This window comes from Specibacter sp. AOP5-B1-6 (genome assembly GCF_052376555.1).
GTDB lineage: Bacteria > Actinomycetota > Actinomycetes > Actinomycetales > Micrococcaceae > Specibacter.
Genome location: NZ_JBQSVT010000002.1, coordinates 133,026 through 159,040, shown reverse-complemented (window position 1 = coordinate 159,040; position 26,015 = coordinate 133,026). Strand labels below are relative to the sequence as shown.

The 26,015-nt window shown below is 65.7% G+C and carries 20 protein-coding genes and 1 pseudogene; 9 read left to right on the top strand and 12 right to left on the bottom strand.

Features of this window, described 5'->3' with window-relative positions:
- The first annotated feature begins 11 nt into the window (after positions 1-11).
- From ACT3TS_RS01830 to ACT3TS_RS01815, 4 genes are all read left to right on the top strand, one after another.
- Entirely contained in the window at positions 12-860 is an 849-nt protein-coding gene (locus ACT3TS_RS01830; RefSeq protein WP_444529776.1) for a DedA family protein, read from the top strand.
- Positions 847-1,518, top strand: coding sequence for a response regulator transcription factor (locus ACT3TS_RS01825; RefSeq protein ID WP_444529775.1), 672 nt, complete (start codon positions 847-849; stop codon positions 1,516-1,518). Before ACT3TS_RS01830 ends, ACT3TS_RS01825 begins: the two co-directional genes overlap by 14 nt.
- Positions 1,515-2,519, top strand: a complete 1,005-nt coding sequence (locus ACT3TS_RS01820; protein WP_444529774.1) for a sensor histidine kinase — start codon at positions 1,515-1,517, stop codon at positions 2,517-2,519. Before ACT3TS_RS01825 ends, ACT3TS_RS01820 begins: the two co-directional genes overlap by 4 nt.
- 177 nt (positions 2,520-2,696) lie before the next feature.
- Complete coding sequence (locus ACT3TS_RS01815; protein WP_444529773.1) at positions 2,697-3,962, top strand: APC family permease; 1,266 nt, start codon at positions 2,697-2,699, stop codon at positions 3,960-3,962.
- Between the two features lie 66 nt (positions 3,963-4,028).
- Here ACT3TS_RS01815 and tsaD read toward each other — a convergent pair whose 3' ends face one another.
- From tsaD to alr, 5 genes are read right to left on the bottom strand one after another with little or no spacing between them, the layout of a single operon-like run.
- Complete coding sequence (tsaD, locus tag ACT3TS_RS01810) at positions 4,029-5,120, bottom strand: tRNA (adenosine(37)-N6)-threonylcarbamoyltransferase complex transferase subunit TsaD (RefSeq protein WP_444529772.1); 1,092 nt, start codon at positions 5,118-5,120, stop codon at positions 4,029-4,031.
- The gene (locus ACT3TS_RS01805; RefSeq protein WP_444529771.1) at positions 5,117-5,731 is read right to left on the bottom strand and encodes a GNAT family N-acetyltransferase; all 615 of its coding nucleotides are present in this window, start codon (positions 5,729-5,731) and stop codon (positions 5,117-5,119) included. The genes tsaD and ACT3TS_RS01805 overlap by 4 nt, the downstream gene beginning before the upstream one ends.
- Complete coding sequence (tsaB, locus tag ACT3TS_RS01800; RefSeq protein WP_444529770.1) at positions 5,731-6,465, bottom strand: tRNA (adenosine(37)-N6)-threonylcarbamoyltransferase complex dimerization subunit type 1 TsaB; 735 nt, start codon at positions 6,463-6,465, stop codon at positions 5,731-5,733. The genes ACT3TS_RS01805 and tsaB overlap by 1 nt, the downstream gene beginning before the upstream one ends.
- Before the next feature lie 10 nt (positions 6,466-6,475).
- On the bottom strand, positions 6,476-7,096 hold the full coding sequence (tsaE, locus tag ACT3TS_RS01795) for a tRNA (adenosine(37)-N6)-threonylcarbamoyltransferase complex ATPase subunit type 1 TsaE (protein ID WP_444529769.1): 621 nt from the start codon (positions 7,094-7,096) through the stop codon (positions 6,476-6,478).
- The gene (gene alr / locus ACT3TS_RS01790) at positions 7,093-8,352 is read right to left on the bottom strand and encodes an alanine racemase (protein ID WP_444529768.1); all 1,260 of its coding nucleotides are present in this window, start codon (positions 8,350-8,352) and stop codon (positions 7,093-7,095) included. The genes tsaE and alr overlap by 4 nt, the downstream gene beginning before the upstream one ends.
- Before the next feature lie 272 nt (positions 8,353-8,624).
- Between alr and mshA the strand changes: the two genes are divergently transcribed.
- On the top strand, positions 8,625-9,875 hold the full coding sequence (gene mshA, locus ACT3TS_RS01785) for a D-inositol-3-phosphate glycosyltransferase (RefSeq protein WP_444529767.1): 1,251 nt from the start codon (positions 8,625-8,627) through the stop codon (positions 9,873-9,875).
- A 321-nt stretch (positions 9,876-10,196) separates the two neighbouring features.
- Positions 10,197-13,316 carry a S8 family serine peptidase gene (locus ACT3TS_RS01780; protein WP_444529766.1) on the top strand — a complete coding sequence of 1,040 codons (3,120 nt, stop codon included), beginning with the start codon at positions 10,197-10,199 and terminating at the stop codon, positions 13,314-13,316.
- 135 nt (positions 13,317-13,451) lie between these two features.
- Here the strand turns inward: ACT3TS_RS01780 and ACT3TS_RS01775 are convergent, their stop codons facing one another.
- On the bottom strand, positions 13,452-14,009 hold the full coding sequence (locus ACT3TS_RS01775) for a hypothetical protein (RefSeq protein WP_444529765.1): 558 nt from the start codon (positions 14,007-14,009) through the stop codon (positions 13,452-13,454).
- Between the two features lie 128 nt (positions 14,010-14,137).
- Here ACT3TS_RS01775 and ACT3TS_RS01770 point away from each other — a divergent pair.
- From ACT3TS_RS01770 to ACT3TS_RS01760, 3 genes and pseudogenes are all read left to right on the top strand, one after another.
- Positions 14,138-14,413, top strand: a pseudogene (locus ACT3TS_RS01770) (carbohydrate ABC transporter permease); the annotation flags it as partial.
- Positions 14,413-16,173: a glycoside hydrolase family 13 protein gene (locus ACT3TS_RS01765; protein WP_444529764.1), complete on the top strand. Its 1,761-nt coding sequence runs from the start codon at positions 14,413-14,415 to the stop codon at positions 16,171-16,173. The pseudogene ACT3TS_RS01770 and the gene ACT3TS_RS01765, both read left to right, overlap by 1 nt.
- A 473-nt stretch (positions 16,174-16,646) precedes the next feature.
- On the top strand, positions 16,647-17,312 hold the full coding sequence (locus ACT3TS_RS01760; protein ID WP_444529763.1) for an endonuclease domain-containing protein: 666 nt from the start codon (positions 16,647-16,649) through the stop codon (positions 17,310-17,312).
- 87 nt (positions 17,313-17,399) lie between these two features.
- Here ACT3TS_RS01760 and ACT3TS_RS01755 read toward each other — a convergent pair whose 3' ends face one another.
- From ACT3TS_RS01755 to glmS, 6 genes are all read right to left on the bottom strand, one after another.
- Positions 17,400-18,479: an inositol-3-phosphate synthase gene (locus ACT3TS_RS01755; RefSeq protein WP_444529762.1), complete on the bottom strand. Its 1,080-nt coding sequence runs from the start codon at positions 18,477-18,479 to the stop codon at positions 17,400-17,402.
- Between the two features lie 220 nt (positions 18,480-18,699).
- The gene (gene mgrA / locus ACT3TS_RS01750) at positions 18,700-19,737 is read right to left on the bottom strand and encodes an L-glyceraldehyde 3-phosphate reductase (protein ID WP_444529761.1); all 1,038 of its coding nucleotides are present in this window, start codon (positions 19,735-19,737) and stop codon (positions 18,700-18,702) included.
- Between the two features lie 99 nt (positions 19,738-19,836).
- The gene (glgX, locus tag ACT3TS_RS01745; RefSeq protein WP_444529760.1) at positions 19,837-21,957 is read right to left on the bottom strand and encodes a glycogen debranching protein GlgX; all 2,121 of its coding nucleotides are present in this window, start codon (positions 21,955-21,957) and stop codon (positions 19,837-19,839) included.
- A 48-nt stretch (positions 21,958-22,005) separates the two neighbouring features.
- Positions 22,006-23,583 (bottom strand): NAD(P)H-hydrate dehydratase, encoded by a 1,578-nt coding sequence (locus ACT3TS_RS01740; RefSeq protein WP_444529759.1) that lies wholly within the window; start codon positions 23,581-23,583, stop codon positions 22,006-22,008.
- A 1-nt stretch (position 23,584) separates the two neighbouring features.
- Positions 23,585-23,932, bottom strand: coding sequence for a holo-ACP synthase (locus ACT3TS_RS01735; protein WP_444529758.1), 348 nt, complete (start codon positions 23,930-23,932; stop codon positions 23,585-23,587).
- Between the two features lie 39 nt (positions 23,933-23,971).
- Positions 23,972-25,906, bottom strand: coding sequence for a glutamine--fructose-6-phosphate transaminase (isomerizing) (gene glmS / locus ACT3TS_RS01730; protein WP_444529757.1), 1,935 nt, complete (start codon positions 25,904-25,906; stop codon positions 23,972-23,974).
- Positions 25,907-26,015 lie beyond the last annotated feature (109 nt).

Below are 26,015 nucleotides of genomic sequence, written 5' to 3'. Positions count from 1 at the left end.
GAGGCACCGTTTTGCTGCACTTGCTCGTTCCTTCACTGCAAGGTCTCGTCACCGTCCACGGCGTTGCCGTTGGAACCGTGGTTCCCGCACGCACCCAGGCCGCGGGCCTGTTCTCTGTTATTGACCCGGCCGCCCTCCTGAGCGGTCTGGGGCCTGCAACCCTCGCCGTCGTGGCCTTGATCGTGTTCATTGAATCCGGGCTCTTGTTTCCCTTCCTCCCCGGGGATTCGCTCCTCTTCACTGCGGGGCTTTTGCACCAGCAGCTCAATCTCCCCCTTCCGGTGCTGATCGGCGTCGTGGTGCTGGCCGCCATTGCCGGCGACCAGGTGGGCTACCTGCTGGGGCGCAAATTCGGCCGCCGCTGGTTCAAGGACGACGCCCGCATTCTCAAGACCAAATACCTGCACGAGACGGAGGAGTTCTTCGCCAAGCGCGGCGGCTGGGCCATTGTGCTGGCCCGTTTCGTCCCCGTGGTCCGCACCTACGCGCCGCTGGTGGCCGGGGTGGCGAACTACAACTACAAGAAGTTCACGCTGTGGAACATTGCCGGTGCCGTTGGTTGGGCTGGATCCATCGTCATGCTGGGAACATGGCTTGGGCACTACGAAATCATCGCCAAAAACATCGACATCATCGCGATCCTCCTGGTCCTGGCATCAGTGATTCCCGGCTTGTTCAGCCTCTTGCACAAGCGCCGCGCGGCCAAGGCATCGGTGCACGACGGGGCCGCTGTCCCGTCCGCGTCACCGTCCGTGTCACCGTCCACGACCAAGTCCGCTGCCGACAAACAGGGCCGCACAGGGGACAACCCCGCGGGGGAGAATCCGGCGGGGGACAATAGGGAGCATGCACAACCTTGAACGGCCGCGGCTCCTGCTGGTTGAAGACGATCCCGTCCTGGGGCCGCTGATCGCGGAGCTTTTGGCCGCGGACTATAACGTCCAGCTTGCGGCCGACGGCCAATCCGGGCTGCACCTTGGGCTCACCGCCAGGTGGGAGGCAATGGTCATTGACCGCGGGCTGCCGGTCATGGACGGACTGGAATTGGTGATGGCGCTGCGCCGCAAGGGAGTCACCACCCCGGCCATTATTCTCACCGCGTTGGGCAGCACGGCTGAAAAGATTGCCGGGCTCGACGCCGGAGCGAACGACTACATGACCAAGCCCTTTGACGCGGGGGAGCTCAGGGCAAGGCTGCGCGCCATGACCCGCGTCGTTGCACCTGCCCCGGCACAGCTGAGTGTGGGCGACTGGCTTTTTGACCCCGGCAACCGTTCCGTGCAGTCAAGCTATGGCCACCATGTTGGGCTCACTGCCAAGGAAAGCGAACTCCTGGCCCTGCTCGCCACCGAACCTGACCGCGTGTTCACCCGCCAGGAACTGCTGCAGGGCCTGTTCCACCCCGACGATTCACCCAGCGTCATCGACACCTACATCCACTACCTGCGTAAAAAGCCGTCCAAAAGCGTGATCCGCACAGTGCACGGCATCGGCTACCAGATTGGCGACGGCGCATGAAACTTCCACATTCCATGGCCACGTTCACGGCAACGCGGCCCTCAGGCGCCGACACTCCCCAGCTGCGCCGCGCCGCCCTCACGGTGGGGCTGCGGATTGCCGTGGCCATCGCCCTGATGGTGGTGGCTGTCATCATCGCAGCCTCCCTCTACTTGCTCTACCTGTCCCACCACCCGGATGTGGCAGCCGCGGACACCTCCGCCCGCGTCTACGTTGAATCCAATGACATGATCAAGGCCATGGTTGTGGCCGGCCTCGCCGGAATTCTTGCGGCCGGGGCCATCGGCTGGCTCAGTGCCCGCAGCGCCATCCGCCCGTTGGGCAGGGCCCTGGAATTGCAGCGCCGCTTCGTTCAGGACGCCAGCCACGAGCTGCGCACGCCGCTGACGATCCTGGACTCCAGGGTGCAGCTTGCCGAACAAAAGGTGGAACCGGGCAGCGATGCGGCCCGGCTGCTCGGCCAGATCCGCCAGGACACGACCGCACTGTCGGCCACGGTGCAGGAACTCCTCCTGGCAGCCACCGGGGAAGCGGATCCAGCCGCCGAACCGCTGGGCGTCGGCGCCGTGGTGGATCAGGTGACCGCAGGGTTGCAGACCCTTGCTGCTTCGCGGGGAATCCAGCTTCAATCCACGCGTGAAGGCACCCCACAGGTCCGCATCCAGGCCAACAGTTTGCGCCGGGCCGTTCTCGGATTGCTGGACAATGCGCTCAACCACACACCCGAGGGCGGGCGTGTCACAGTCGCCACCATGCGCAACGGGCGAAGGGTGCTGATCACTGTCAGCGACACCGGAAGCGGCATCGTGGGCATCGACCCGGCCAGGGTGTTTGACCGTTTCGCCCACACCACCATGCCGTCCGCCGGCGGCCGCCGCAGCCACGGCCTGGGCTTGGCGCGCGTCCGTGAGATTGCGGTGTCTGCCGGGGGCAGCATAGAGATAGCGGCCACGGGCCCCGCCGGCACCACGATGGTGCTCACGCTGCCCGCCTCCCCCTAAAATAAGCGCTCCCGCAGCTGGCGAAGGGGCCCGAAGAGCGCCCCATCCGGGCAGCAGGGCGATCGGGCGGTTGTGGGAATCCAGCCGATGCTGCGAGCGCGTCTGTTCACCGGGCGTTCACTCGCGTCCGCTAGCCTCGCAGCTGATCATTTACGGCGGGCGAAAGGCCACAAACCCATGAGCACTCTTGCGGGCCTGTCCCGCAGGCTGGGCACCTTCGACGCCGTCGCCATCGGTCTGGGCTCCATGATCGGCGCAGGAGTTTTCGCCGCATTCACCCCGGCGGCGCAGGCAGCCGGCTCGGGCCTGCTCGTTGGGCTGGCCGTCGCCGCGTTCGTGGCCTACTGCAATGCCAGCTCCACCGCCCAGCTCGCCGCGGCCTACCCCACCTCCGGCGGCGCGTACGTTTACGGGCGCGAGCGGCTGGGACCGTGGCCCGGCTTCCTGGCCGGCTGGGGATTCGTGATCGGCAAGACGGCCAGCAGCGCCGCCATGGCCATGACCTTTGCCGCCTACGCCGCACCTCCCGGGTGGGAGCGGCCGGTGGCGATTGCCGCCGTCGTGCTTCTCGTGGCCGTGAATTACCGGGGCATCAGCCGGACCGCAGCCCTGGCCCGGATCATCGTGGCGGCCGTCCTGGCGGCGCTGGCCCTGGCCGTGGCTGCCGCGTGGGCGGGCACTCCCGGGGCCGGAACGGACATGTTTCCGGGCGGCGGGCTGCTCTCGCACGGCTGGTACGGGATCCTGCAGTCGGCCGGGCTGCTGTTCTTTGCCTTCGCCGGGTACGCCCGGATCGCCACGCTTGGTGAGGAGGTCAAGGATCCCCGCCGCACCATCCCGCGCGCCATCCTCATTGCCCTGGCCATCGCGGCCGCCGTGTATGCCGGTGTGGCCTTGACGCTGCTTGCGGTTTTGGGGCCCGACGGCGTTGCCTCCACCGCGGCGCCGCTCGCCGATGCGGTGGCTGCCGGGACGTGGAGTTGGGCTGCCCCGGTGGTCCGGGTTGCCGCAGCCCTGGCGTCCCTGGGTGCGCTGCTGGCCTTGATTGCCGGGCTGGGCAGGACGTCGCTGGCCATGGCGCGGGAGGACGACTTCCCCCGCTGGTTTGCCGCCATCCATCCCAAGTTCCAGGTGCCCCACCGGGCCGAACTCGTCCTGGGTGGGGTGATCTGTGTGATCATTGCCTTCGCGGACCTGCGCGGCGCCATTGGTTTCTCATCTTTTGGCGTCCTGGTTTACTACCTTGTGGCGAACGTTGCCGCGTTCACCCAGCCGGCAATCGATCGCCGCCACCCTAAGTATCTGCAGCTGGTGGGCGCGGCGGCGTGCGTGGCGCTGGTGGCCACCCTGCCGCTGGAGGCGGTGCTGGCCGGGCTGGTGATGTTCGCGGTGGGGATCGTTTACCGTGCGGCCAGGCTCCGCCGTCGGACTTCCCACAGCTAATTTGCCCCGGAAGAGAGCGAGCGTTTCCTCAAAACACCCCGGATGTGCGCGAGCGTCGGTGTGGGGCTAGAGGCTGATGCTTGTCACGGGCATCGAGGAGTCGGGGGCGAACGCCAGGTCACTGGGTGCGACGCCGTTCATCACCAGTTGCGCCCCGAGGGCCGCAACCATGGCACCGTTGTCGGTGCACAGCGACATTTTGGGCACCAGCAGGGCGATCCCGGCCGCCGCGCAGCGCTGCTGCGCCAGCTCGCGCAGGCGTGAATTTGCGGCCACCCCGCCGCCCAGCAGCAGTGTCGTGATGCCGTTTTCCCTGCAGGCAAGGACCGCCTTGGCCGTGATCACGTCAAGCACGGCTTCCTGGAATGAGGCGGCAATGTCGGCCACGGGCACCTCTTCGCCCCTGGCCTCATAGCCTTCGACGCATCGGGCGACAGCGGTCTTCAGCCCGGAGAAGGAAAAGTCATGGCGGTGCGGGCCGGGTGCTTCGGCCGTTCCCATGTACTTGGGCATGGTCAGTCCGCGCGGGAACCTGACGGCCTTGGCATTCCCGTCCCTGGCCAGCTTGTCGATGGCCGGTCCGCCCGGGTAGCCCAGCCCCAGCAGCCGGGCAACCTTGTCAAAGGCCTCCCCCGCGGCGTCGTCGATGGTGGCGCCGAGCAGTTCCACGTCGGAGGCGATGCTGCGCACCCGCAGGATCTCGGTGTGCCCGCCGGACACCAACAGGGCTCCGAGGTTCTCCGGCAGGGCGCCGCCTTGAGTTGCCGCGGCGATGGATTCATCCAACAGCCCCACGCCAACGTGGGCCACCAGGTGGTTGATGGCGTAGAGCGGCTTGCCCGTGGCGAGCGCCAGCGCCTTCGCCGCGCTGACACCCACCATGAGCGCGCCGGCCAGGCCGGGCCCGCTCGTGACGGCGATGGCGTCGACGTCGGACAGGGTCACCCCGGCCTCCTTCAGTGCCTGCGCCAGGGTCGGAACAAAAGCGTCCAGGTGTGCGCGGGAGGCGATCTCGGGGATGACCCCGCCAAAGCGGACGTGCTCTTCCATGGAGGTGGAGACGGTGTTGGTCAGCAGTTCGGTGCCGCGCACCAGGCCCACGCCGGTTTCATCGCAGGAGGATTCAATCCCCAGGATCAGCGGTTTGGCGTGGTTCATGAGTGGTCCTTTGACATGGTGGGGGTGCCCGGCGCCGGCAGGGTCAGGCGCATGATCAGCCCGTCCGAGCCGTCCCGGTAGTACCTGCGCCGGGCGTGAATGTGGGTGAAGCCGTAGCGTTCGTAGAGCCGTTGCGCCCGCGGATTCGTGGAGCTGACCTCCAGCATGATTTCGCCGGCCCCGCGTCGGACGGCCTCCGCGATGAGTTCGTCCATCATGGCCCGGGCGATGCCGCGGCCTTCAAATTCGGGCAGCACCCCGATCGTCTGGATGTCGCCGATGGGCGGCAGGCACATCAATCCCGCATATCCCACGGCAAGGCCGCCGCTGTTGTGCACACCTTCCGCGGCCGCTGCCTCGCCATGTTCGACGGCGGCCGGCAGTTCCGCGATGATGTACCGCCTGGTTTCGGGCTGGGCAAGTTCATCGACGAACATCTGCCGCGGCCACGAATCAACACCAAAGAGCGTCTTGTCCAGGGCCGTGATGAAGTCAATGTCGGAGGCAACCATGTCGCGCAGCACGGCGGCCGGGGCCGCGGATGGGAGCCCGGCAGCACCGCCGAAATCAGCGCTGGCGATGTCGGGGCCGCCGGTTTCGGGGTTGGCCATCACAGGGCCCGCTTCCGTGGCCCCGGCACCTTGGCGTCTGATTCCCGCAGGTACAGCGGCGTTGAGTCCAGGAAACCGGCACCTTCGAGGGACCCCGCAGCGGTGATCCTGCGCGCAGCGGCGCGTCCCAGCTCAAGCGCTGTCGGCTGGGCGTCGGCAAACAAGGAGTACACCCTGGCACCGTTGGCCTCGAGCACGTCCTGGTACAGCCCCGCACCGGCGCCAAAGACCTGGCCGCCGGAAATTTCCGCGGCAGGGCCAACATGCGGGCCTTCCAGCAGGCTCGCTCCGGCGCTGTACCGTGCCCAATAAACTTCCTTGCGCCGCGCGTCGGTGGCAACCACAAACTCCCCCATGGCCAGGGGGCCGACGGCGCGGCCGTCACGGTAGGCCGGCGCATCGAAGACCTGGTGCGCCAGAGCGTCCAGGCTCATCAAGCCAAACAGGGGCACGTCCCAGGTGAACGCCAGCGTGCGAGCCATGGCGATGCCCGAGCGCAGGCCGGTAAACGGGCCCGGACCGGTGCCGACGACAATGGCGTCAAGGGCCGGGCCCTCCACGACCGGGTCGGTGAACAAGGACTTCACCCCCGGTGCCAGCACCTCGGCATGGCTGCGCGTGTCGGCGGTGGCAAAGTTGGCGACCACTTCCGTTGTCCGAACATGGTTAAGCGGGTCAAAATCCAACAGCGCGGCGCTGGCCACGGCGGAGGTGTCAATGGTGAGGATTCGCACGTGTTTTAGTCTATTCTGTCGTGTTCACTGGCCGGCCAAGAACCGAGAAGTCGATGCCGTCCCAGCGGGGCCCGATGGCCTGCAGGCGCAAGGTGCGGGGTTCGTCGTCGTCCTCGTCGGTGTCAAAACTGTCGGCAAAGTCCAAGATTCCCGAAGGGACGGGGCCGACGGCGGGGTCGGGGGTGCTGCCGGCAGCCGGCCCGGCGGCCGGCGCATGGCCGCCCACGGCGCGCACAAGTTCAATTTCCAGCCTGTTGGCCGCGAGATGCTCGACCCTGTCCGCTCCCCATTCCACCACGGTCACGGAGGAGTCCAGGGTGTTTTCCAAGTCGATGTCGTCGATTTCGCCGGGCGTCGCCAGCCTGTAGGCGTCAACGTGGACGAGGTCCGGGCCGCCGGGGTTGTGCCCGTCCGGCAGGTTGGGGTGGATGCGCACCAGCACGAAGGTGGGCGAGATGATGCCTTCGCGCACGCCGAGGCTGCGGCCCAGTCCCTGGGTGAACGTGGTTTTTCCGGCGCCGAGCTCTCCGCTGAGGATGACCAGGTCCCCTGCCCGCAGCAGTCGGGCCAGCTGTTCAGCGAGTTGCTGGGTTTGGGAGGCAGTGCCGGTGGCAAATTCCCAGACGGTCACAGGCCACCGCCGTCCGTGGTTTCAGTTGAGGCGGAATCAGGCGGTGTGGATTCAGGCTGGGCCTGGCCGACGTAGCTGCGCGGCACGCGCTGGCTGATGCGGGTCACGATTTCATAGTTGACGGTCCCGGCAGCTGCGGCCCACTGCTCAACGAGCGGCCCGCCGTCGGCCCCGTTGCCAAACAACACGGCGGAGGCACCCAGGGCTGTGCCCGGTGTTCCGTCGCTGGAGTCGCTGGAGAAGCGGCTGCGCCCCTCGGGGCCGAGGTCGATCACCATCTGGTCCATGGCGATCCGGCCCACCACCGGGTAGGTGGCCCCGTTGACGTGCACGGGACCACCGGTGGCGATGCGCGGAATGCCGTCGGCGTAGCCCAGCGGAACCAGGCCCAGGGTGGTTGCTTCGCCGGTGACGTATTTGAGTCCGTAGGAGATTCCCTGGCCGGCGGGCACGTCCTTGCACAGGGCAATTTGGGTTTGCAGCGTCATGGCCGGGACAAGTCCGAGCTGTGCCGAGGTGCGGTCTGCGAACGGTGAGAGACCGTACAGGCCCAGGCCCACCCGCACCATGTCGAAGTGTGTGTCCGGGCGGGACAGGGTGGCGGGGGTGTTGGCGATGTGACGCAGGGCCAGCTCCGCCCCGGCGGCTTCGGCCACTGCCACCGCCTCGCGGAAGCGTGCCAGCTGTTCATCCGTTTCGGGGCGGTCCGGTTCGTCGGCAACTGCCAGGTGGCTGAACACGCCCACCACCTTCAACAGGCCCTCGTGCTGGCATGCCATGGCCGCGGCCACCAGGGCGGGCCACTCTTCGCGGGAGCAGCCGTTGCGGCCAAGCCCGGTGTCGATTTTCAAGTGGATCCGGGCCGGACGCTGCAGCGCCTTGGCTGCGGCAACAATGTGGGCAAGCTCCCAACCGGAGCAGCCCAGATCGATGTCATGCGCCACGGCGGCCTCGAAGTCGGTTGCCTGGGTGTGCAGCCACGACAGCACGGGCGCCTCAATCCCGGCGGCCCGCAGGGCCAGGGCTTCACTGACGTGGGCTGTTCCGAGCCAGTGGGCACCGGCGTCGACGGCAGCCCGGGCCACGGGGATCATGCCGTGCCCGTAGGCGTCGGCCTTGACCACGGCCATGAATTTGGCGGGGGCGGCGATGGTGCGAAGATGGCGGATATTGTTGGCGATCGCGGACAGGTCAATGATGGCTTGCCGTTCAAGGCTGGGAAGCTGCTCTGGAACGGTTGCAACGAAGGGACTCACCCGCCCATTTTAGGCCTCTTTTCTGGAATTTTTCTGGCTGCTGCCGGACAGTGGGGCCGGTCACGGCCCGTCCGGCTTGTTTTTGTTGTTTGGTGAGTGCCCGGCCGGGCTAGGTTCAGTGCCCAAGCAGTGGGAAGATAAGTTCAGTTATTGGTGCTTTCGCTGCGCCAGAGCGGCGTCCGGTTCCGGCAGTTGCGGCACCTGCAGGGCGCTGCAGCAAGAGTTTGTTGGTCCATTTGTGTTGTGTGTCAAAGCCTGTCAGGAGGGAAACTGTGCATCAGGTCCGGCGAGTCGCCATGCTCTCCCTGCACACCTCACCCCTGGAACAGCCCGGGGGCGGCGATGCCGGAGGCATGAACGTCTATGTCCGCCACCTTGCCCTGGAACTGGCCGCCACGGGCGTGGCCGTGGACATCTACACCCGCCGAACGGCCGCCGCACAGCCCGACAGCGTTGAGCTGGCAGCGCACGTCAACGTGCACCACATCACGGCCGGGCCCTTTGCCAAGGTCACCAAGGAAGAGCTTCCGGAGCTCATCACCGAGATGGCCGACGCCGTCGCCGACCATGTTGCGGCCCTGCCCGGGGACCCCGTCCGGGTCATCCACTCGCACTATTGGGTCTCGGGCATGGCCGGGATTTTGGTGGCCAAGCGCCTGGACCTGCCGCTGGTGCACACCATGCACACCATGGCCCGCGTCAAAAATAACCACCTGCCGCCGGGCCAGACAGCGGAGCCCGGCATCCGCGAAGACGGAGAGCAGCACATCGTGGCCGCGGCAACACGCTTGATCGCCAACACCACGGCCGAGGCGGCAGAGCTGGAAGGCCACTACGACGGCTGCGAGCAGCGCATCGACGTGGTCTCCCCCGGCGTCGACCTGAAGGTCTTCAAGCCTGCCTTCCGCGACAGGTCCCGCAAGGAACTTGGCATCCCCGCAGGGCGCTTCCACGTCATGTTTGCCGGGCGCCTGCAGCGGCTGAAGGGTCCCCACGTGCTGGTCAAGGCGGCTGCGATCCTGCGCGCGGAGCGGCCCGACATCGATTTGCAGTTGTCCTTCCTTGGCGCCCGCAGCGGCAACGAAAAATATGACCTGGTGCAGCTCATTGACGGTGCCGGACTCGCAGCGGCCGCCACCGTGCACCCACCCGTCGGGCCCGAAAAACTTGCCGACTGGTACCGCAGCGCCGATGTCGTCGCCGTCCCCTCCTCCAGCGAGTCCTTTGGCCTGGTCGCCCTGGAGGCGCAGGCCTGCGGCACCCCGGTCATCGCCACCAATGTTGGCGGGCTGCCCCGGGCGGTCAGCGACGGGCGCACCGGCCTGCTGGTGGATTCCCGGTCGCCAAAGCTGTGGGCCGCCGCCATCGCCTCCCTGCACGACTTCGGCGACACCAGGGCCGACATGGGCCGGGCAGCCTCAGTTTTTGCCGAGGCATTTGGCTGGGAAAACACAGCCACCCAGACAATCCACAGCTACGACCTGTCACTCACCTACCAGTACCTCCCCCCGCCAGGCTGCTGAGCACCGGCTCCCCTTCCAGCAGCAGGCGGGCTCCCGCCGTCGTCCTTTCGGACAGGGCCGGCCCAATCCCCCTGACCTTTTGACTAGTTCTCAGCCTATTCACTGTGTTCTGGGCCACACGCCCGTCGTGTGCAGCTACTGTGTTTCGGGTGGCTGCACGACGGTAAATGCATTCCTTCAACACGTGTTTGCCGGCTGGCGCGCCATGTTGCACCCTCCGGGCAACGAAGCCTGGCGGGATCCTGTTGAAAGGTTCAAAGCACCATGAAACGAACGGGAAGAACTCTCTTTCGAAGCCCGGGACTGCGGAAGGCTGCCGCAGTGTGCGCCGGCTTGCCGCTGCTCCTGGTCTCAGTGGGGGCATTGCCGGCCTCGGCCAACCCGGGCGGGCACACCCCAACCACGGTCGCCCAAACGGACATCGATCCACTGCTGTATGAGGCGGGCCGCTACATTGTGGTCCTGGCCGAGCAGCCCATTGCCATGTACGACGGCGGCACGGCCGGGCTTGCGCCCACGAAACCGCAAGCCGGCCAGAAACTCGACGCCACCCGGCCTGAAGTCCAGAAGTACCAGGCCCACCTCGAGACCAAGCAGGCCACGGTGGCCAAGACCGAAAACGTCAAGGTCAAGCGCACGTTCACGGCGGCACTGAACGGCTTCTCCGCCGACCTGTCGGCGGAGCAGGCCCTGGCCCTGGCCAAGGACCCCGCCGTTCTGGCAGTGGCACCCGACACGGAGAACGCGCCGGACTACTCCAGCACCGATTTCCTGGGCCTCAGCGGCGAAAACGGCAGCTGGAACACCGCCTTTGGCGGCCAGGACAAAGCCGGCGAAGGCGTGGTGGTGGGCGTCATCGACACCGGCTACACGCCGTCGAGCCCGTTCTTTGCCGGCGAAGAGGTCGCCCCGCTCACCGGGGAACCCCAAGTCGGCGTCCCCTACCGCACCGACGACGGCAACATCGCGATGCTCAAGGCCAACGGCGACACCTTCTCCGGCGAATGCCAGGCCGGTGTGGAGTCGGGAGCCGACTTTGACGGCAGCGCCTGCAATTCCAAGGTGCTCAGCGCCCACTACTTTGCCGACGACTTCCTCAAATACGTGGCACCGGAAAATCGTGCACCGCAAGAGCTGCTCTCCCCCGTGGACGTGGCCAGCCACGGCACGCACACCGCCAGCACGTCCGCCGGCAACGCCAACGTCCAGGCCGCCATCGGCGGCCGCGACATGGGCGTCACCTCGGGCGTGGCGCCGGCCGCCAAGCTGTCCGTCTACAAGATCTGCTGGGAAGACAACGACCCGGACACCGGCGGCTGCTATTCTTCATCCGCCGTTGCGGCCATCAACCAGGCCATTCTCGACGGCGTGGACGTGCTGAACTATTCCATCTCGGGAAGCACCGCCACCACCACTGACCCGGTCTCGCTGGCGTTCCTCTCGGCAACCTCGGCCGGGATCTTCGTTGCCGCGTCGGCCGGCAACTCCGGCCCCACCGCAGGCACCGTCAACCACGGCGCCCCCTGGGTGACCACGGTGGCCGCCACCTCCTTCTCTTCGGAGCTGCAGGGCACGGCCGAATTCGCCGACGGCAGCAAGTTCCGCGGCGCGAGCATGATGGGCGCAAGCCTGCCGGAAAGCCCGGTGGTGCTGGCCGCAACGGCCGCCGCCGCAGGCAAAGCCAACCCCGAACTGTGCGGCCCCGACTCCTTGGATCCGGCACTGGTTGCCGGAAAGGTGGTCGTGTGTGACCGCGGCGTGATCGACCGCACCGCCAAGAGCGCCGAGGTCAAGCGTGCCGGCGGCGTGGGCATGATCCTGGTCAACGTCACCGCCTCTTCCGAGGACGTGGACCTGCACGCAGTGCCCACAGTCCACGTGAACCCGCCGGCCTCACAGGAAATCAAGGACAAGGTGACGGCCAACCCGGACATCCTCGTCGCCTTGGTGGACCACGACACCACGGGCCTGCCCGTTGACCCGCAGCCGCAAATCGCCGGCTTCTCCTCCCGCGGACCGCTGGGCGCCACGGGATCTGACCTCCTCAAGCCCGACGTTGCCGCACCCGGTGTTGCCGTGCTCGCAGGAGTTTCACCCATTGCCAGCGGCGGCGACCAGTTTGGCATGATGTCCGGAACGTCCATGGCGTCCCCGCATGTTGCCGGATTTGCCGCGCTTCTTCTTGCCAAGAACCCCGCATGGTCCCCCGCCACGGTGAAATCAGCCATGATGACCACCGCCACCGATGTGGTGAACGCTGACGGCAGCAAGAACACCGACCTGTTCGCCACGGGCGCCGGCCAGACCGCCGTTGCCAAGGCGCTTTCACCGGGGCTGGCGTACGACGCCGGCGACACCGAATACCTGAAGTTCATTCAAGGCACCGGCGTCGACCTGGGCATGCCCGGCCTTGGCAGCACCGCGCCGCGGGACATGAACGTCGCGTCGCTTGCCGTGGGCTCACTGGCCGGAAAAGTCACTGTCACCCGCACCGTCACGGCGCTGACGCCGGGACTGTACCGGGCCACCGCCAACGTCCCCGGCGTCAACGTCAAGGTCACACCCGCGGTGTTGAACTTCTCCGCGGCCGGCGACAAGCGCACTTTCAAGGTCACCTTTGAAAATGCCACGGCCGCCCTGGGCGAGTTCGCCATGGGCAGCCTGTCCTGGCAGGGAGCCGGGGCCACCGTGACCTCTCCTGTCGTTGTTCGCCCGCTGCCCGTTCTGGTTGACCCCGAGGTTGCCTTGACCTCTGCCAAGGCCACCGACAGCGGCAAAATCCCGGTGGTTTCGGGCACCAGCCTTCCGGTCAACATGACCCTGGACGGCTTGTCGAAGGCTGATTCAAGCGCCGTTGAGCTGGTTCCCGGCCCGCTTGTTGTGGGCTCGGACCAGTCGAACTTCGTCAAGGAAGTGACGGTGCCGGAGGGGACAACGCTGGCGAAGTTCCAGGTGATTTCCTCTGATCCGAACGCCGATTTTGACATGATCGTGTTCAATCCGCAGGGCCAGTACACTGACGTGCGGACGGGTTCATCCAGCGAAACCCTGTCACTGTCCGACCCCGCACCGGGAACTTACACGGTGCTGGCCAATCTGTATTCCAGCACCGGCGACACGGCTGTGAAGGCCACGGTTGATGCCGCTGTGCTGGGCGCCAACGTTGGAAACGCCACGGTGTCACCGAATCCGTTGAAACTGGCCAACGGCAAATCGGGCAACGTGACCCTGAGCTGGATGGGCTTGGAACCGGGTTCCTACCTGGGCCGCATATCCTTCGGCGACGCCGGCACCGAAACGTTCGTCTCCGTCATCATCTCGCCCAGCGGCACAGTCGTCGTTCCAGATGAGGACAGCCCCCACAAGGGCAAGCCGATCAAGGACAAGAAGGCGCTGACGTTGTTCCCTGACGCCGCGCCGCTCACTGACCTGAAGATGTAGGGCGCGTCCCTGCTCTCAGCCACGCACGACGACGGCCATCCAGACTTGCTGGATGGCCGTCGTCGTGCGTGGCCCGGGTGGGGCCGGGCTTGCTCCAGAGAGTGTGGGCTGCCAGGTTGCGGACTTGCGCCGGGGCTAGGTTGCGCCGGTGCCGCCGGCCAGCGCACCAAACAGCGGGGCCAGGGCCCGCCAGCGCGCAATTTCGCAACCGTCGGTCCGGTTGAACGTGGCGTTGACTTCCTTGCCCTTGAACCAGCCGGTCACCACCGCGATCTCGGGGCCGCCGTACTGCTGGGTGCAGATGCGCGTTGGATCGGGGACGGGGAAGAACATTTTTTCGCCGTGGAGTTCCACGGCGGCGAGCGCGGCCGCCGGGTCGGGCAGCGTGGATTCGGTCAGTGTTGGCGCGGCGGAAGGCTCCGGGACGTCCGCGACCAGCCGGAACTTGTGCGGTTCAGCCCCGGGCGACTCCGTGAGCGTGATGGACAGCTCGATGGCGCCCGCCGCGGCCGGCGTTCCCGGCGCCGACGGGACGGCACTCGTGGGCGCGGCACTGGTCGGCGCGGTGGTGGCTGGTTGGGATCCGGGCACGGTGTCGGGCGGATTTGCGGGGCCGGGCTGCTGCGCGCAGGCGGCCAGAGTCAGCAGCGGGACAAGCAGCGCGGCCACGACGAAACGAAAATGTGCCTTCATGTACACCAGTTTCGCAGCTCGGGTCGCTGAGCAACAGCCCCCAGCTGCCGCGATGCCCCGTCTACCCCGTCTACCCCGCCAAACGCTCCTGCAGCTATGGTCGAGTTTTCCCAAACGCTCACGCACTGAAGGTCATCTTCCCGATCCTGACCCCGATGAACGCCACAGTGGGTATTCTTACCTGCATGTGGGCTTGGAACGATCTTCTCTTGCCGTTGGTGATCCTTTCCGATCCCAACACCCGCACGCTGCCCCTGGTCCAATACGTTTTCCAGGGCCAGATCAACACCGATTACACCACCGCCTTCGCCTCGTACCTGATGGCTCCGGCACCGCTGCTCCTTGCCTACCTGTTCGCCCAGCGCTGGGTCATCTCCGGCGTCATGAGAGGATCCATCAAATAATGACTGCCACTGTTTCCCCCGTTTCCGGCACCGCCACGCCCGCCCCTGCCGCTTCGGGCGCGCCCGCCCCCGTGCACCCCGACGCCAATTGGTGGCGTCAGGCCGCCGTCTACCAGATCTACCCGCGCAGCTTCGCCGATGCCAACGGCGACGGCATGGGAGACCTGCCCGGGGTCACGGCCCGCATGGATTACCTCTCGGAGCTGGGCATTGACGCGATCTGGCTCAGCCCGTTCTACCCCTCGGCACTGGCCGACGGCGGCTACGACGTGGACGACTACCGCAACGTCGATCCCCGTCTCGGCTCCCTGGACGATTTCGACGCCATGGCTGCCGCGGCGCACGCTGCGGGCATTCGCATCATCGTTGATGTGGTCCCGAACCACTCCTCCGACCGGCACGAGTGGTTCAAGGCTGCCCTTGCCTCCGCACCGGGGTCTCCCGAGCGCGCCAGGTACCACTTCCTTGAGGGGCTTCCTGACGGTTTGGGGGACGACGGCGGTCTGCCGCCGTCGGACTGGCCCTCCCACTTTGGCGGGGGCGCCTGGACGCGGGTGGTCGAGGCGGCCGGGCCGAACGCCGGCTCCCTTGGCCAGTGGTATTTGCACCTGTTCGCCCGGGAGCAGCCCGACTTCAACTGGGACCATCCCGAGGTGCGCGAGGACTTCCACACCACACTGCGCTTCTGGGCCGACCGTGGCGTGGACGGTTTCCGCGTCGATGTGGCGCACGGCCTGGCCAAGGACATGTCGCTGCCGCTGCGCTCCAAGCCGGCCCTGGAGATCCTGGTGGACGACGGAAGCGACCCGCTCTTTGACCGCGACGACGTCCACGAGATCTTCGCCGGCTGGCGCACCGTGCTCAACGAATACAACCCGCCCAAGGCCGCAGTGGCCGAGGCCTGGGTGCCGTTCACCGAACGCCGCCTGAAGTACGCCCGCCCCACCGAGCTGGGCCAGGCGTTCAACTTTGACCTGCTGCAGGCCCCGTTTGCGGCGGCCGAGTTCCGCTCCATCGCCGAAAAGTGCCTCACGGAAGCCGCCGCTTCCGGGGCATCCTCCACGTGGGTGTTTTCCAACCACGACGTCGTCCGGCACCCCTCCCGCTATGCGTTTCCCGACGGCAGCACGCAAAAGGACCTGGATGCCTGGCTGATGGCCGGCGGAGCATCGCCCGAGCTGGATTTGGCACGCGGCCTGCGCCGGGCCCGGGCAGCGACGCTGTTCATGCTGGGCCTGCCGGGATCCGCGTACCTGTACCAGGGTGAGGAGCTGGGCTTGTTCGAGGTGGCGGACCTGCCCCTTGACTCGTTGCAGGATCCCACCTGGTTCCGGACCCTGAACACGGTCAAGGGCCGGGACGGCTGCCGTGTGCCGCTGCCCTGGTCCGCTTCCGCCGCGGACAACTTTGGTTTTGGCGGCACACCATGGCTGCCGCAGCCGGAATGGTTTGGCGGCCTCTCGGCCGGGGCGCAGGACGGCGTTGCCGGCTCCACGCTTGAAATGTACCGGGCCGCACTGGCGCTGCGGCGCGAGCTGCAGTCGGAGGAGTCACTGGAGTGGCTTGCCTCCCCCTCAGCGGAGGTGGTGCACTACCGCCGCCCCAACGGCTGGGAGGTGCTCACCAACTTTGGTGCCGCCCCCGCAGAGCTGCCGTCCGGCGTCGACCCTGCCAAGGTGGTCCTCAGCTCCGGCAAACCGGGAACAGCTGCAGCGGGAGGAACGATCGGGGCAGAAACCACCCTCTGGCTCGCCCCCTAACCCCAACGCTCGCTCTCATACGGGGCACTCCCACCTAACGCTCGCTCACGTCCGGCCGCCGTCGATTTGACGGCGGCCGGACATGTTCCAAGTGCCTGTGGATAACTTCTGCAGGGTCTGCGAATTGGGACCACAATATCCCTATGGTCATTCCTCAAGCACCGAGGCTTCCTGATGGACCCTTCACGCTGGGCGAGGCGCAATCGCTGGGTGTCTCAAGGGACAACCTCCGAAGCCGTGAATTTATCGGAGTCAGCCGCAATTTGTATCGCCCGGCGTCGTGGCAGTTTGAACTGTGGCAGGCGGCGCGTGCCTTGTGCGTGGTGACACCCGGGGCCTGGATTTCTCACACCACCGCCGCAAGACTGCATAAGTTGATCCTGCCGCCGTGGCTGTCGGAGTCCAATGCCCTGCATTTGAGCAAACCCAGAAGGCTGCCTGGAACGCGCCGAAGCGGCATCGTAGGACACACGGTGGTCACTCTCCCTGATGAGGTTGAGTCCATCGACGAGTTGCGTATCAGCACCCGTGCGCGTACGTGGCTTGACTTGGCCAGGACACTGCCCCTGAAGGAGCTCGTATGCATGGGCGATCAGCTCATTCGCATCCCGCGGCCGGAATTTGAGGGCCGCAGCAGACCGTATGCGACGCTCGAACAGCTCCGGGCCATGGTGAATCGGCACAAGAATCTCCAGGGGATCGTCAGGGCACGCGAAGCACTTGAACTCATGAGAGTGGGTGCCGATTCCGGGCCGGAAACGCTCATGCGCCTTGCCATGCTCGACGCCGGGCTGCCCGAGCCCGAGTTGCAGCTGAAACTCTGGGATGGGATAAAGGGGCCGTCGGCGGACGCCGGATACCGTGCATGGCGCATCGCTTTGCAGTACGACGGCGCCCATCACTTGGACGAGGCCCAGCGCCACAGCGACAGACGGCGCGACAAAGCATTCAGGGCTGCCGGGTGGACCGTGTTGGTCTTCACCAACGAAGATTTGGCCGATCACTTTCAAGACGCAGTCCCGCTCATCAAGAAGGCGTTGCGGGCTTCCCGGGTGGATCCGGCCATCGTCTCCGGTTTTGCTTCGAGCAGCCAACGCCCCTGTGCTGTTCAACCAAAACGCCGAACGCTCCCCACATGATGTGAAGGAGCGTTCGGCGTTTTTCACCCACAAGAGAGCGAGCGTCGGTGGAAACCGGCCCGTATGTGAGCGAGCGTCGGGGCGGGGTTAGATGTCGCCGCGGATGAAGGCTTCAACCTTTTCGTGGGCGATGTCGTCCGCGTACTGCTCCGGCGGGGACTTCATGAAGTAGCTGGAGGCCGAGAGGATGGGGCCGCCAATGCCGCGGTCGAGGGCGATCTTTGCCGCGCGGATGGCGTCGATGATCACACCGGCCGAGTTGGGTGAATCCCACACCTCGAGCTTGTATTCCAGCGACACGGGGGCGTCACCAAAGTTGCGGCCTTCGAGGCGGACAAAGGCCCACTTCCTGTCATCGAGCCAGGCGACGTAATCGGACGGGCCGATGTGGACGTCGTCCTCGCCCAACACAGCTGAGGTGTTGGAGGTGACGGCCTGGGTCTTGGAGATCTTCTTGGACTCAAGGCGCTCGCGCTCGAGCATGTTCTTGAAGTCCATGTTGCCGCCAACGTTGAGCTGGTAGGTGCGGTCAAGGACCACGCCGCGGTCTTCAAACAACTTGGCCATGACACGGTGCGTGATGGTGGCACCGATCTGGCTCTTGATGTCATCGCCCACGATCGGGACACCGGCGGCAGTGAACTTGTCGGCCCACTCCTTGGTGCCGGCGATGAAGACCGGCAGGGCGTTGACAAAGGCGACGCCGGCGTCGATCGCGCACTGGGCGTAGAACTTTGCCGCTGCGTCCGAGCCGACGGGAAGGTAGCAAACCAAGACGTCAGCCTTGGCTGCCTTCAAGGTCGCCACAACATCGACAGGCTCGGCGTCGGATTCAACAATGGTCTCGCGGTAGTACTTGCCAAGACCGTCAAGGGTGGTGCCGCGAAGCACCGGAACGTCCAGCTGGGGCACGTCGGCCAGCTTGATGGTGTTGTTCTCGCTGGCGCCAATGGCCTCCGAGAGATCCAGGCCGACCTTCTTGCTGTCGACATCAAAAGCTGCCACAAACTGCACGTCGTTGACATGGTACTGACCGAAATTAACGTGCATCAGGCCCGGAACCTTGACGGTGGGATCAGCATTTCGATAGTATTCGACACCCTGCACCAAGGATGAGGCACAGTTTCCCACGCCTACGACGGCAACCCGAATAGGATGATTGGACACGGAACTCCTTCATAAAAACTCACACTGGTCCGGCTCTCACTTTGCGGTGATGGGTCGACGCACGCCTTCACGGTTTTCATAAAGACACGACGCACGGCTGTTCGACCGGACTTGACGCCCCAACGGCGCCCTTAACCATTCTAGCCAACTCTTCCTGCGCCGATTTTGTTCCCTCGGCGCAGGAATGTCTCGTCTTTTTGTCACACAAGCAGCTTTCCTGCTACTTTTGCGCCCACTTGTTGATGGCGGATTCGACGGCGTACTCATCGATGTTGCGCAGTTCAGCGTCACTGAACTCAAGGTTGTTGATCGCCGCCACGTTGTTTTCCAACTGGGCCACGCTGGAGGCACCAACGAGGGCGGAGGCGACCGGGCTGCCCTTGGTCTGCTCGCGCAGGATCCAGGCGATGGCCATCTGTGCCAGCGACTGCCCGCGGCTTGCGGCCAACTCGTTCAAGGCCCGCACCCGGGCCATCTTTTCTTCCGTGAGGTCATTTTCGTGCAGGAAGCGCTCCTTGGCCGCGCGGGAATCCGCCGGCACACCGTTGAGGTAGCGGTCTGTCAACATGCCCTGCGCCAGGGGTGAGAAGGCGATCGAACCCGCGCCTACGGCGTCGAGCGTTTCATAGAGGTTCGGTTCGCCTTCTTCGGTCCAGCGGTTGAGCATGGAGTACGAAGGCTGGTGAATGAGCAGCGGGGTGCCCATTTCCTTCAGAATCCGGGCGGCCTCAAGTGTCTGGGCCGGGGTGTAGGAGGAAATGCCCGCATACAGCGCTTTGCCGGAGCGGACGGCATGGTCCAGCGCACCCATGGTCTCTTCCATGGGAGTGTCCGGGTCGGGCCGGTGGCTGTAAAAAATGTCCACATAGTCAAGGCCCATGCGGGTGAGCGAGTCATCGAGGCTGTTGAGCAGGTTCTTGCGTGAGCCCCATTCCCCGTACGGGCCCGGCCACATGTAGTAGCCGGCCTTGGTGGAGATGACCAGTTCATTGCGGTGGGCGGCGAAATCGTCCTTGTAGTGGCGGCCAAAATTGCTTTCCGCTGTGCCGTCCGGCGGGCCGTAGTTGTTGGCCAGGTCAAAGTGGGTGACGCCCAGATCGAAGGCGCGGCGCAGGATGGCCCGCTGCACCTCGAACGGCTTGTCGTCGCCAAAGTTGTGCCACAGACCCAGCGAGATGGCGGGCAGTTTGAGCCCGCTTCGGCCGACTCTGCGGTAGGGCATGGTTTCATAGCGGTTTTCCGCGGCGTGAAAAGTCATACCTGTCATCTTGCCACCATCGCCGCGATGCAGGCCGACATTTGGGTGGCCCTGCCAGACACACCCTCAGTCCCACGTCCCACACAGCGCCAGCCAAGCTCAGTCCCGGTCAGGGGCGCGCAGCACCAGCACCGAGCGCGATGTCACGGCCACGACGTCCCCGGCGGCGAACTCGTTGGCGGCCACCCCGTCAGTGTGGATCTCAACGACCCACCGTGATGCGTACTCGTCGTCCGGCAAGGTGAAGTCCACTGCGTCGTCCCCGCCGTTGAACAACAGCAGGAAACAGTCGTCAACGATTTCCCTGCCCCTCGCATCGCATTCCGGAAGCCCGCCGCCGTTGAGGAAGACGCCGATGCTGCGGCCAAAACCGCTGTCCCAGTCTGCCGCCGACATGGCAGCCGCGTCGGGGCGCAGCCACACAATGTCCGGCAGTGCGTCGTCGTTCCCCCGTTCCACGGGGTGCCCGTCAAAGAACCGGCGACGGCGGAACACCGGGTGCGCTTCCCGCAGGCGTCCCAGCCGGGAAACAAAGTCGATGAGCCCGGCGTCGGCGTGTTCCCAGTCGATCCAGGTCAGGGACGAATCCTGGGCGTAGGCGTTGTTGTTGCCGTCCTGCGTCCGGCCCAGTTCGTCCCCGTGCAGCAGCATGGGCACTCCCTGGGAGAGCATGAGCGTGGTGAGGTAGTTGCGTTGCGCCCGCGCCCGCAGCGCCTGCACTGCGGGGTCGCCGGTGGGTCCTTCCGCGCCATGGTTGTAGGAGCGGTTGTGGGATTCGCCGTCGCGGTTGTCTTCCCCGTTGGCCTCGTTGTGCTTGTCGTTGTAGCTGACCAGGTCGGCCAGTGTGAAGCCGTCGTGGGCCGTCACAAAGTTGATGGAGGCCACGGGGCGGCGTCCGGAGTGGCCGTACAGGTCCGAGGATCCCGTCAGTCGGGAGGCAAACTCCCCCAGCGTGGACGGCTCCCCGCGCCAAAAGTCCCGGACCGTGTCACGGAACTTCCCGTTCCATTCGGTCCATTGCGGCGGAAAGTTTCCCACTTGGTAGCCGCCCGGGCCCAGGTCCCACGGCTCGGCGATGAGTTTCACCCGTGAAACAACCGGGTCCTGCTGCACCATTTCAAAGAAGGAGGAGAGCTTGTCGACGTCGTAAAATTCGCGGGCCAGCGTGGCTGCCAGGTCAAAGCGGAAGCCGTCAACATGCATCTCCGTCACCCAGTATCGAAGCGAATCCATGATCAGCTGCAGTGAGTGCGGCTGCCGGACGTTGAAGGAGTTTCCCGTGCCCGTGTAGTCCAGATACAGTTCCTTGTTGTCAGCCTGGAGCCGGTAGTAGGCGTCGTTGTCGATGCCCCTGAAGGACAGTGTGGGACCCAGGTGGTTGCCCTCTGCCGTGTGGTTGTACACAACGTCCAAGATCACTTCCAGGCCGTTGCTGTGCAGTTCCTTGACCATCTGCTTGAATTCAAGCACCTGCTCGCAGGGGTCGGTGCTGGCCGCGTATTCATTGTGCGGGGCAAAGAAGCCGATGGTGTTGTACCCCCAGTAGTTCCGCAGCCCCTGTTCCACAAGGCGCTCGTCCTGGACAAACTGGTGCACGGGCATCAGCTCCACGGCGGTGACGCCGAGGTTCTTCAGGTGGGCGACCACTGACGGGTGGGCAACGGCTGCATAGCTTCCGCGCTGTTCCTCGGGAACGTCGGGGTGCAGGGCCGTCAGCCCCTTGACATGGGCTTCGTAAATGACGCTCTCGTGGTAGGGAATGGCGGGTTTTTTGTCGGGTCTGCCGTTGCCGTCATTCCAATCGAAATGGTCATCGACGGCGACGCTCCGGTAGGTGTGGGCTGCCGAATCCTCCTCGTTGCGTGCCAACGGTTCGCCCAACTGGTAACCGAACACCGGCTGGCCCCACTTGACGGCGCCGTCGATCCCCTTGGCGTAGGGGTCAAGGAGCAGCTTTGCGGCGTTGAAGCGCAAGCCGTTGGCAGGGTCCCAGGGCCCGTCAACCCGGTAGCCGTATCTCTGGCCGGCGCCCACGCCGGGAACGTAGCCGTGCCATACATAACCATCCACCTCTGTCAGCTGGAGGCGGGTTTCGCGCCCCTCATGGTCGAACAAGCACAGCTGCACCGACTCGGCGCCGTCACTGAACAAGGCAAAGTTGGTGCCGTCTGTGTCGACGTGGGCACCCAGCGGATGGTCCCGGCCCGGCCATAATTCCACGTTTCCCCCTTGGTTATTTGTCATGTGGCTTGCAGTTGTGGCTTGCTGTCATGGCTGATGTTGGCGTCCGGCCGGTGACTGTGCGGCTCCGGCGGCGAGCCTCTGCCACACGGCTGGAATTCGTGCCGCAAGCATCCCCGCGTTCAGCGGCTGTTCCGGGTGCAGCTGCGCCAGTTCACCGTGCACTGCGGCCGCGAGCGCGGCTGTTCGGGCAAGGTCGGGAGCGTCTGGGCTCATGGCCAGCAGGGCAACCAGGATCCCTGCCAAGGTGTCCCCGCTTCCCGCCGTGGCCAGCCGGGGCGTTCCGTTGGACTGGGTGAAGACTGCTCCGCCCGGCGCCGCCACCACTGTTGTCGGCCCCTTGAGCAGCACGACAGCGCCAAACATGGCGGCCGCCCTCCGGGCAGCCGCCAGGGGCTCCGCTTCAACGCCGGCCCTGTCCAGCTCCACGCCGTGGCGGGCAAATAGTGCTGCAAGCTCGCCCGCATGCGGGGTGAGTATCAAATGGGCGTTTTCGCTGCCTCGGGCGGGGACGGCAAAGTCCAGCGCAGCGGCATCCAGCACCACGGGGATCCCGGCCTCGGCCCCTGCCGTGACGGCTTCGCGGGCGCGTTCGAGCTGGGCGGCATCCCCGTCAATGCCGGGTCCTGCAAGCCACGCCTGCACCCGCACCTCCCCGGGCGCAGCTTCCGAGCACACAACTTCGGGGTTCCGCCCGTGCAGCGCAGCAGCGACCTGTTCGGGCCCAAGATAGCGGACCATGCCGGGCCCGCACGCCGATGCCGCCGCCACAGCCAGCAGTCCTGCACCGGGAAACTGTTCGGAGCCGGCAATAATTCCGGCCACCCCGCGCGTGTACTTGTGGTCAGCCGACGCGGGGTTGGGCAGCAACGCTGCAAGGTCCGCGGGCTCAAGCCTGAACAACTCGGCCCTGCCAAGGAACCCGGCGATGCCGATGTCGACGAGCCGCACGGTGCCGCAAGCTTGTTCGCCCGGTGCGCTCAACAGCCCGGTTTTGCAGGCGCCAAACGTGATGGTGAGATCCGCCCGCAGGACCGGCCCGTGCACTGCACCCGTGGTGGCGTCGACCCCGCTGGGCAGGTCGCAGGCCACCACAGCAGGCCTTTCCGCGCCGGCCAGGCCATCCAGCTGCGCAACAATCCCGGCAGCCGGCCCACGCAGTCCGCCCCGGCCGCCTGTGCCCAACAGTCCGTCAACCACGACGTCGGCCGCCCTGGCTTCCACGAAGAAGGCGGCCGCGGCCCGAACGCCGGCTGCGTTTCCAGCCGGTGCCTTCACAGGCAGCGCAACACACCGCCCGCCGGCTTTTTTATAAGCAGCCAGGGCCTCGGCGTGGGTGCGGGCACCGGTGAGCAGCGCCGTCGTGCGCGCTCCGCGGGCCGCCAAATAGGCGCCGGCGAAGAGTGCGTCACCGCCATTGTTGCCCGAACCAATCAACAGCACCACGTTGGCCCCGTACACGCCGCGGCCGCGGGTGCGCAGGATCGAGACGACGCCCATGGCCAGCCCGTGGGCTGCCGCGCGCATCAGTTCCGGGCCGCGCCCGGCAGCCAGCAGCGGTTGTTCGGCTGCGCGCACGGCGGCGGCTGAGTGGGCGCTGAGCATGTCAGCTTTCGGCGATGACCATGGCCGTGGAAATGCCGCCGTCGTGGCTCATGGACAAGTGCCAGCGCTTGATGCCCTTTGCCTCGGCCACGGCTGCCACGGTGCCCTTGACGTTGATGGTGGGCCCATGCTCGTCGAGGCCGATCCAGCAGTCCTGCCAGTTCATGCCCGCGGGAGCGCCCAAGGCTTTCGCCACGGACTCCTTGGCGGCAAACCTGGCCGCCAGCGACTGCGTGTTCAGACCGCGTTCAGCCGGGACAAAGAGCCTGTCGCGCAGCCCCGGAGTACGCTCCAGCTGGCGGCCAAACCGCTCAATGTCAACAATGTCCACACCAATGCCAATAATCATGTCCCCAGCCTATCCCGTGGCCCGTTTGCCCTGCGGGCTTTATTCGACCGTGACCGACTTGGCCAGGTTGCGGGGCTGGTCAACGTCGTAGCCCTTGGCCGTGGCCAGTGCGAGGGCGAAGATCTGCAGCGGAACCGTGGTCAGCAGCGGCGCGAGCAGGGTGCTCGTTTCTGGAATGTAAAACACGTGTTCGGCGTGTTCCCGCACCGACTCATCGCCTTCCTCCGCAATCACGATGGTCTTGGCTCCGCGGGCGCGAACTTCCTGGATGTTGGAGACCACCTTCGCATGGAGGGAATCCCGGCCCCGGGGTGAGGGCACGACAACGATGACGGCCTGGCCCTCTTCGATCAGGGCGATGGGGCCGTGCTTGAGTTCCCCCGCAGCAAACCCCTCGGCATGGATGTATGCCAGTTCCTTGAGCTTCAAGGCACCTTCCATGGCGACGGGGTAGCCCACATGACGGCCAAGGAACAGCACGGTGCGCGTGTCGGCCATGCTGATGGCAAGTTCCTTGATCTGGTCGGCATTGGCCAGAACGGTGGCGATCTTGGCCGGCGTCTTGCCCAGCTCCGCCAGGATGTCCTTGATCTGGCCCTGGAACAGGTTTCCGCGCAGTTGTGCCAAATAAAGTCCCAGCAGGTACGCTGCAGCAAGCTGCGCCAGGAACGCCTTGGTGGAGGCCACCGCAATTTCGGGCCCGGCGTGCGTGTACAGCACAGCGTCCGACTCGCGCGGAATGGTTGACCCGTTGGTGTTGCAGATGGCAATGGTCTTGGCGCCCTGCTCGCGCGCATAACGGACGGCCATCAGGGTGTCCATGGTCTCACCCGACTGGGAGAGCGAGACTATCAACGTGTGCTCATCCACAATGGGGTCCCGGTACCTGAATTCGTGGGACAGCTCCACTTCCGTGGGGATCCGGCACCAGTGCTCAATGGCGTACCGCGCCACCTGCCCGGCATAGGCGGAGGTGCCGCACGCCAACACGATGATGCGGTTGATGGTTTTTAGCACAGACGGATCAATACGAAGTTCGTCAAGGGTCAGGTTGCCATCCAGGTCGGAACGGCCCAGCAGCGTTTGCGCCACGGCATCCGGCTGGTCGTTGATTTCCTTCTCCATGAAGGAAGGGTAGCCATCCTTTTCTGCGGCCGCGGCATCCCAATCCACGAGGTACTCGTGGCCCTCGGCCGGGACGCCGTAAAAGTCGGTGATCTCAACATCGTTGGCGGTAATGGTGACGACCTGGTCCTGGCCCAATTCCACAGCCCTGCGGGTGTAGTCAATGAATCCCGAAACGTCGGACCCCAGGAAGTTCTCACCTTCACCCAGGCCAACGACCAGCGGTGAGTTCCTGCGGGCCGCCACCACCACGCCGGGTTCCCCCGCGTGTGTTGCCACCAGCGTGAACGCCCCTTCCAGCCGTTGGGCAGCAATCTGCATCGCCTTGGCGAGGCGGCTCCCGGCACCCTGCCCGTCCGTGGTGCCGTCGGCGGCGCCGGTTTCAACACCCGCAAGGCTCCTGTAGGCCTCACCCAACAAGGTGGCGGCAACTTCGGAGTCGGTCTCGGAGGCAAAGCTGTGTCCGCGCGCAAGCAGTTCAGCCTTGAGGATCGAATAGTTTTCAATGATCCCGTTGTGGACCACGGCCAGCGCACCGCCGTCAACAACGTGTGGGTGCGCGTTTGCGTCCGAGGGCGCCCCGTGCGTGGCCCAGCGGGTGTGGCCAATGCCCGTGGCAGCCGCAGGCAGCGGGTTCCGCTCAAGTTCATCCAGGAGATTCACGAGCTTGCCGCTCTTTTTGCGCATCTCAATGCCACCGGCACCGGCCACCGCAACACCCGCGGAGTCATAGCCGCGATATTCCAGACGGCGCAGCCCTTCCACCAGCACCTCGAGGGCACGGTGATTGGCTGACAAACTAGTTCCTTGAGCCGGGGCGGTACCGGCGTATCCCACAATTCCACACATGAAAAACAATCATAAACCCAGCGGGCTTTGCAGGACGTTCTACGTCCTGCCGCGGCGGCGGCCCTGAAAACGAACCACGGTTTCGCACCCGTCAGGACCCCGGCGTTTC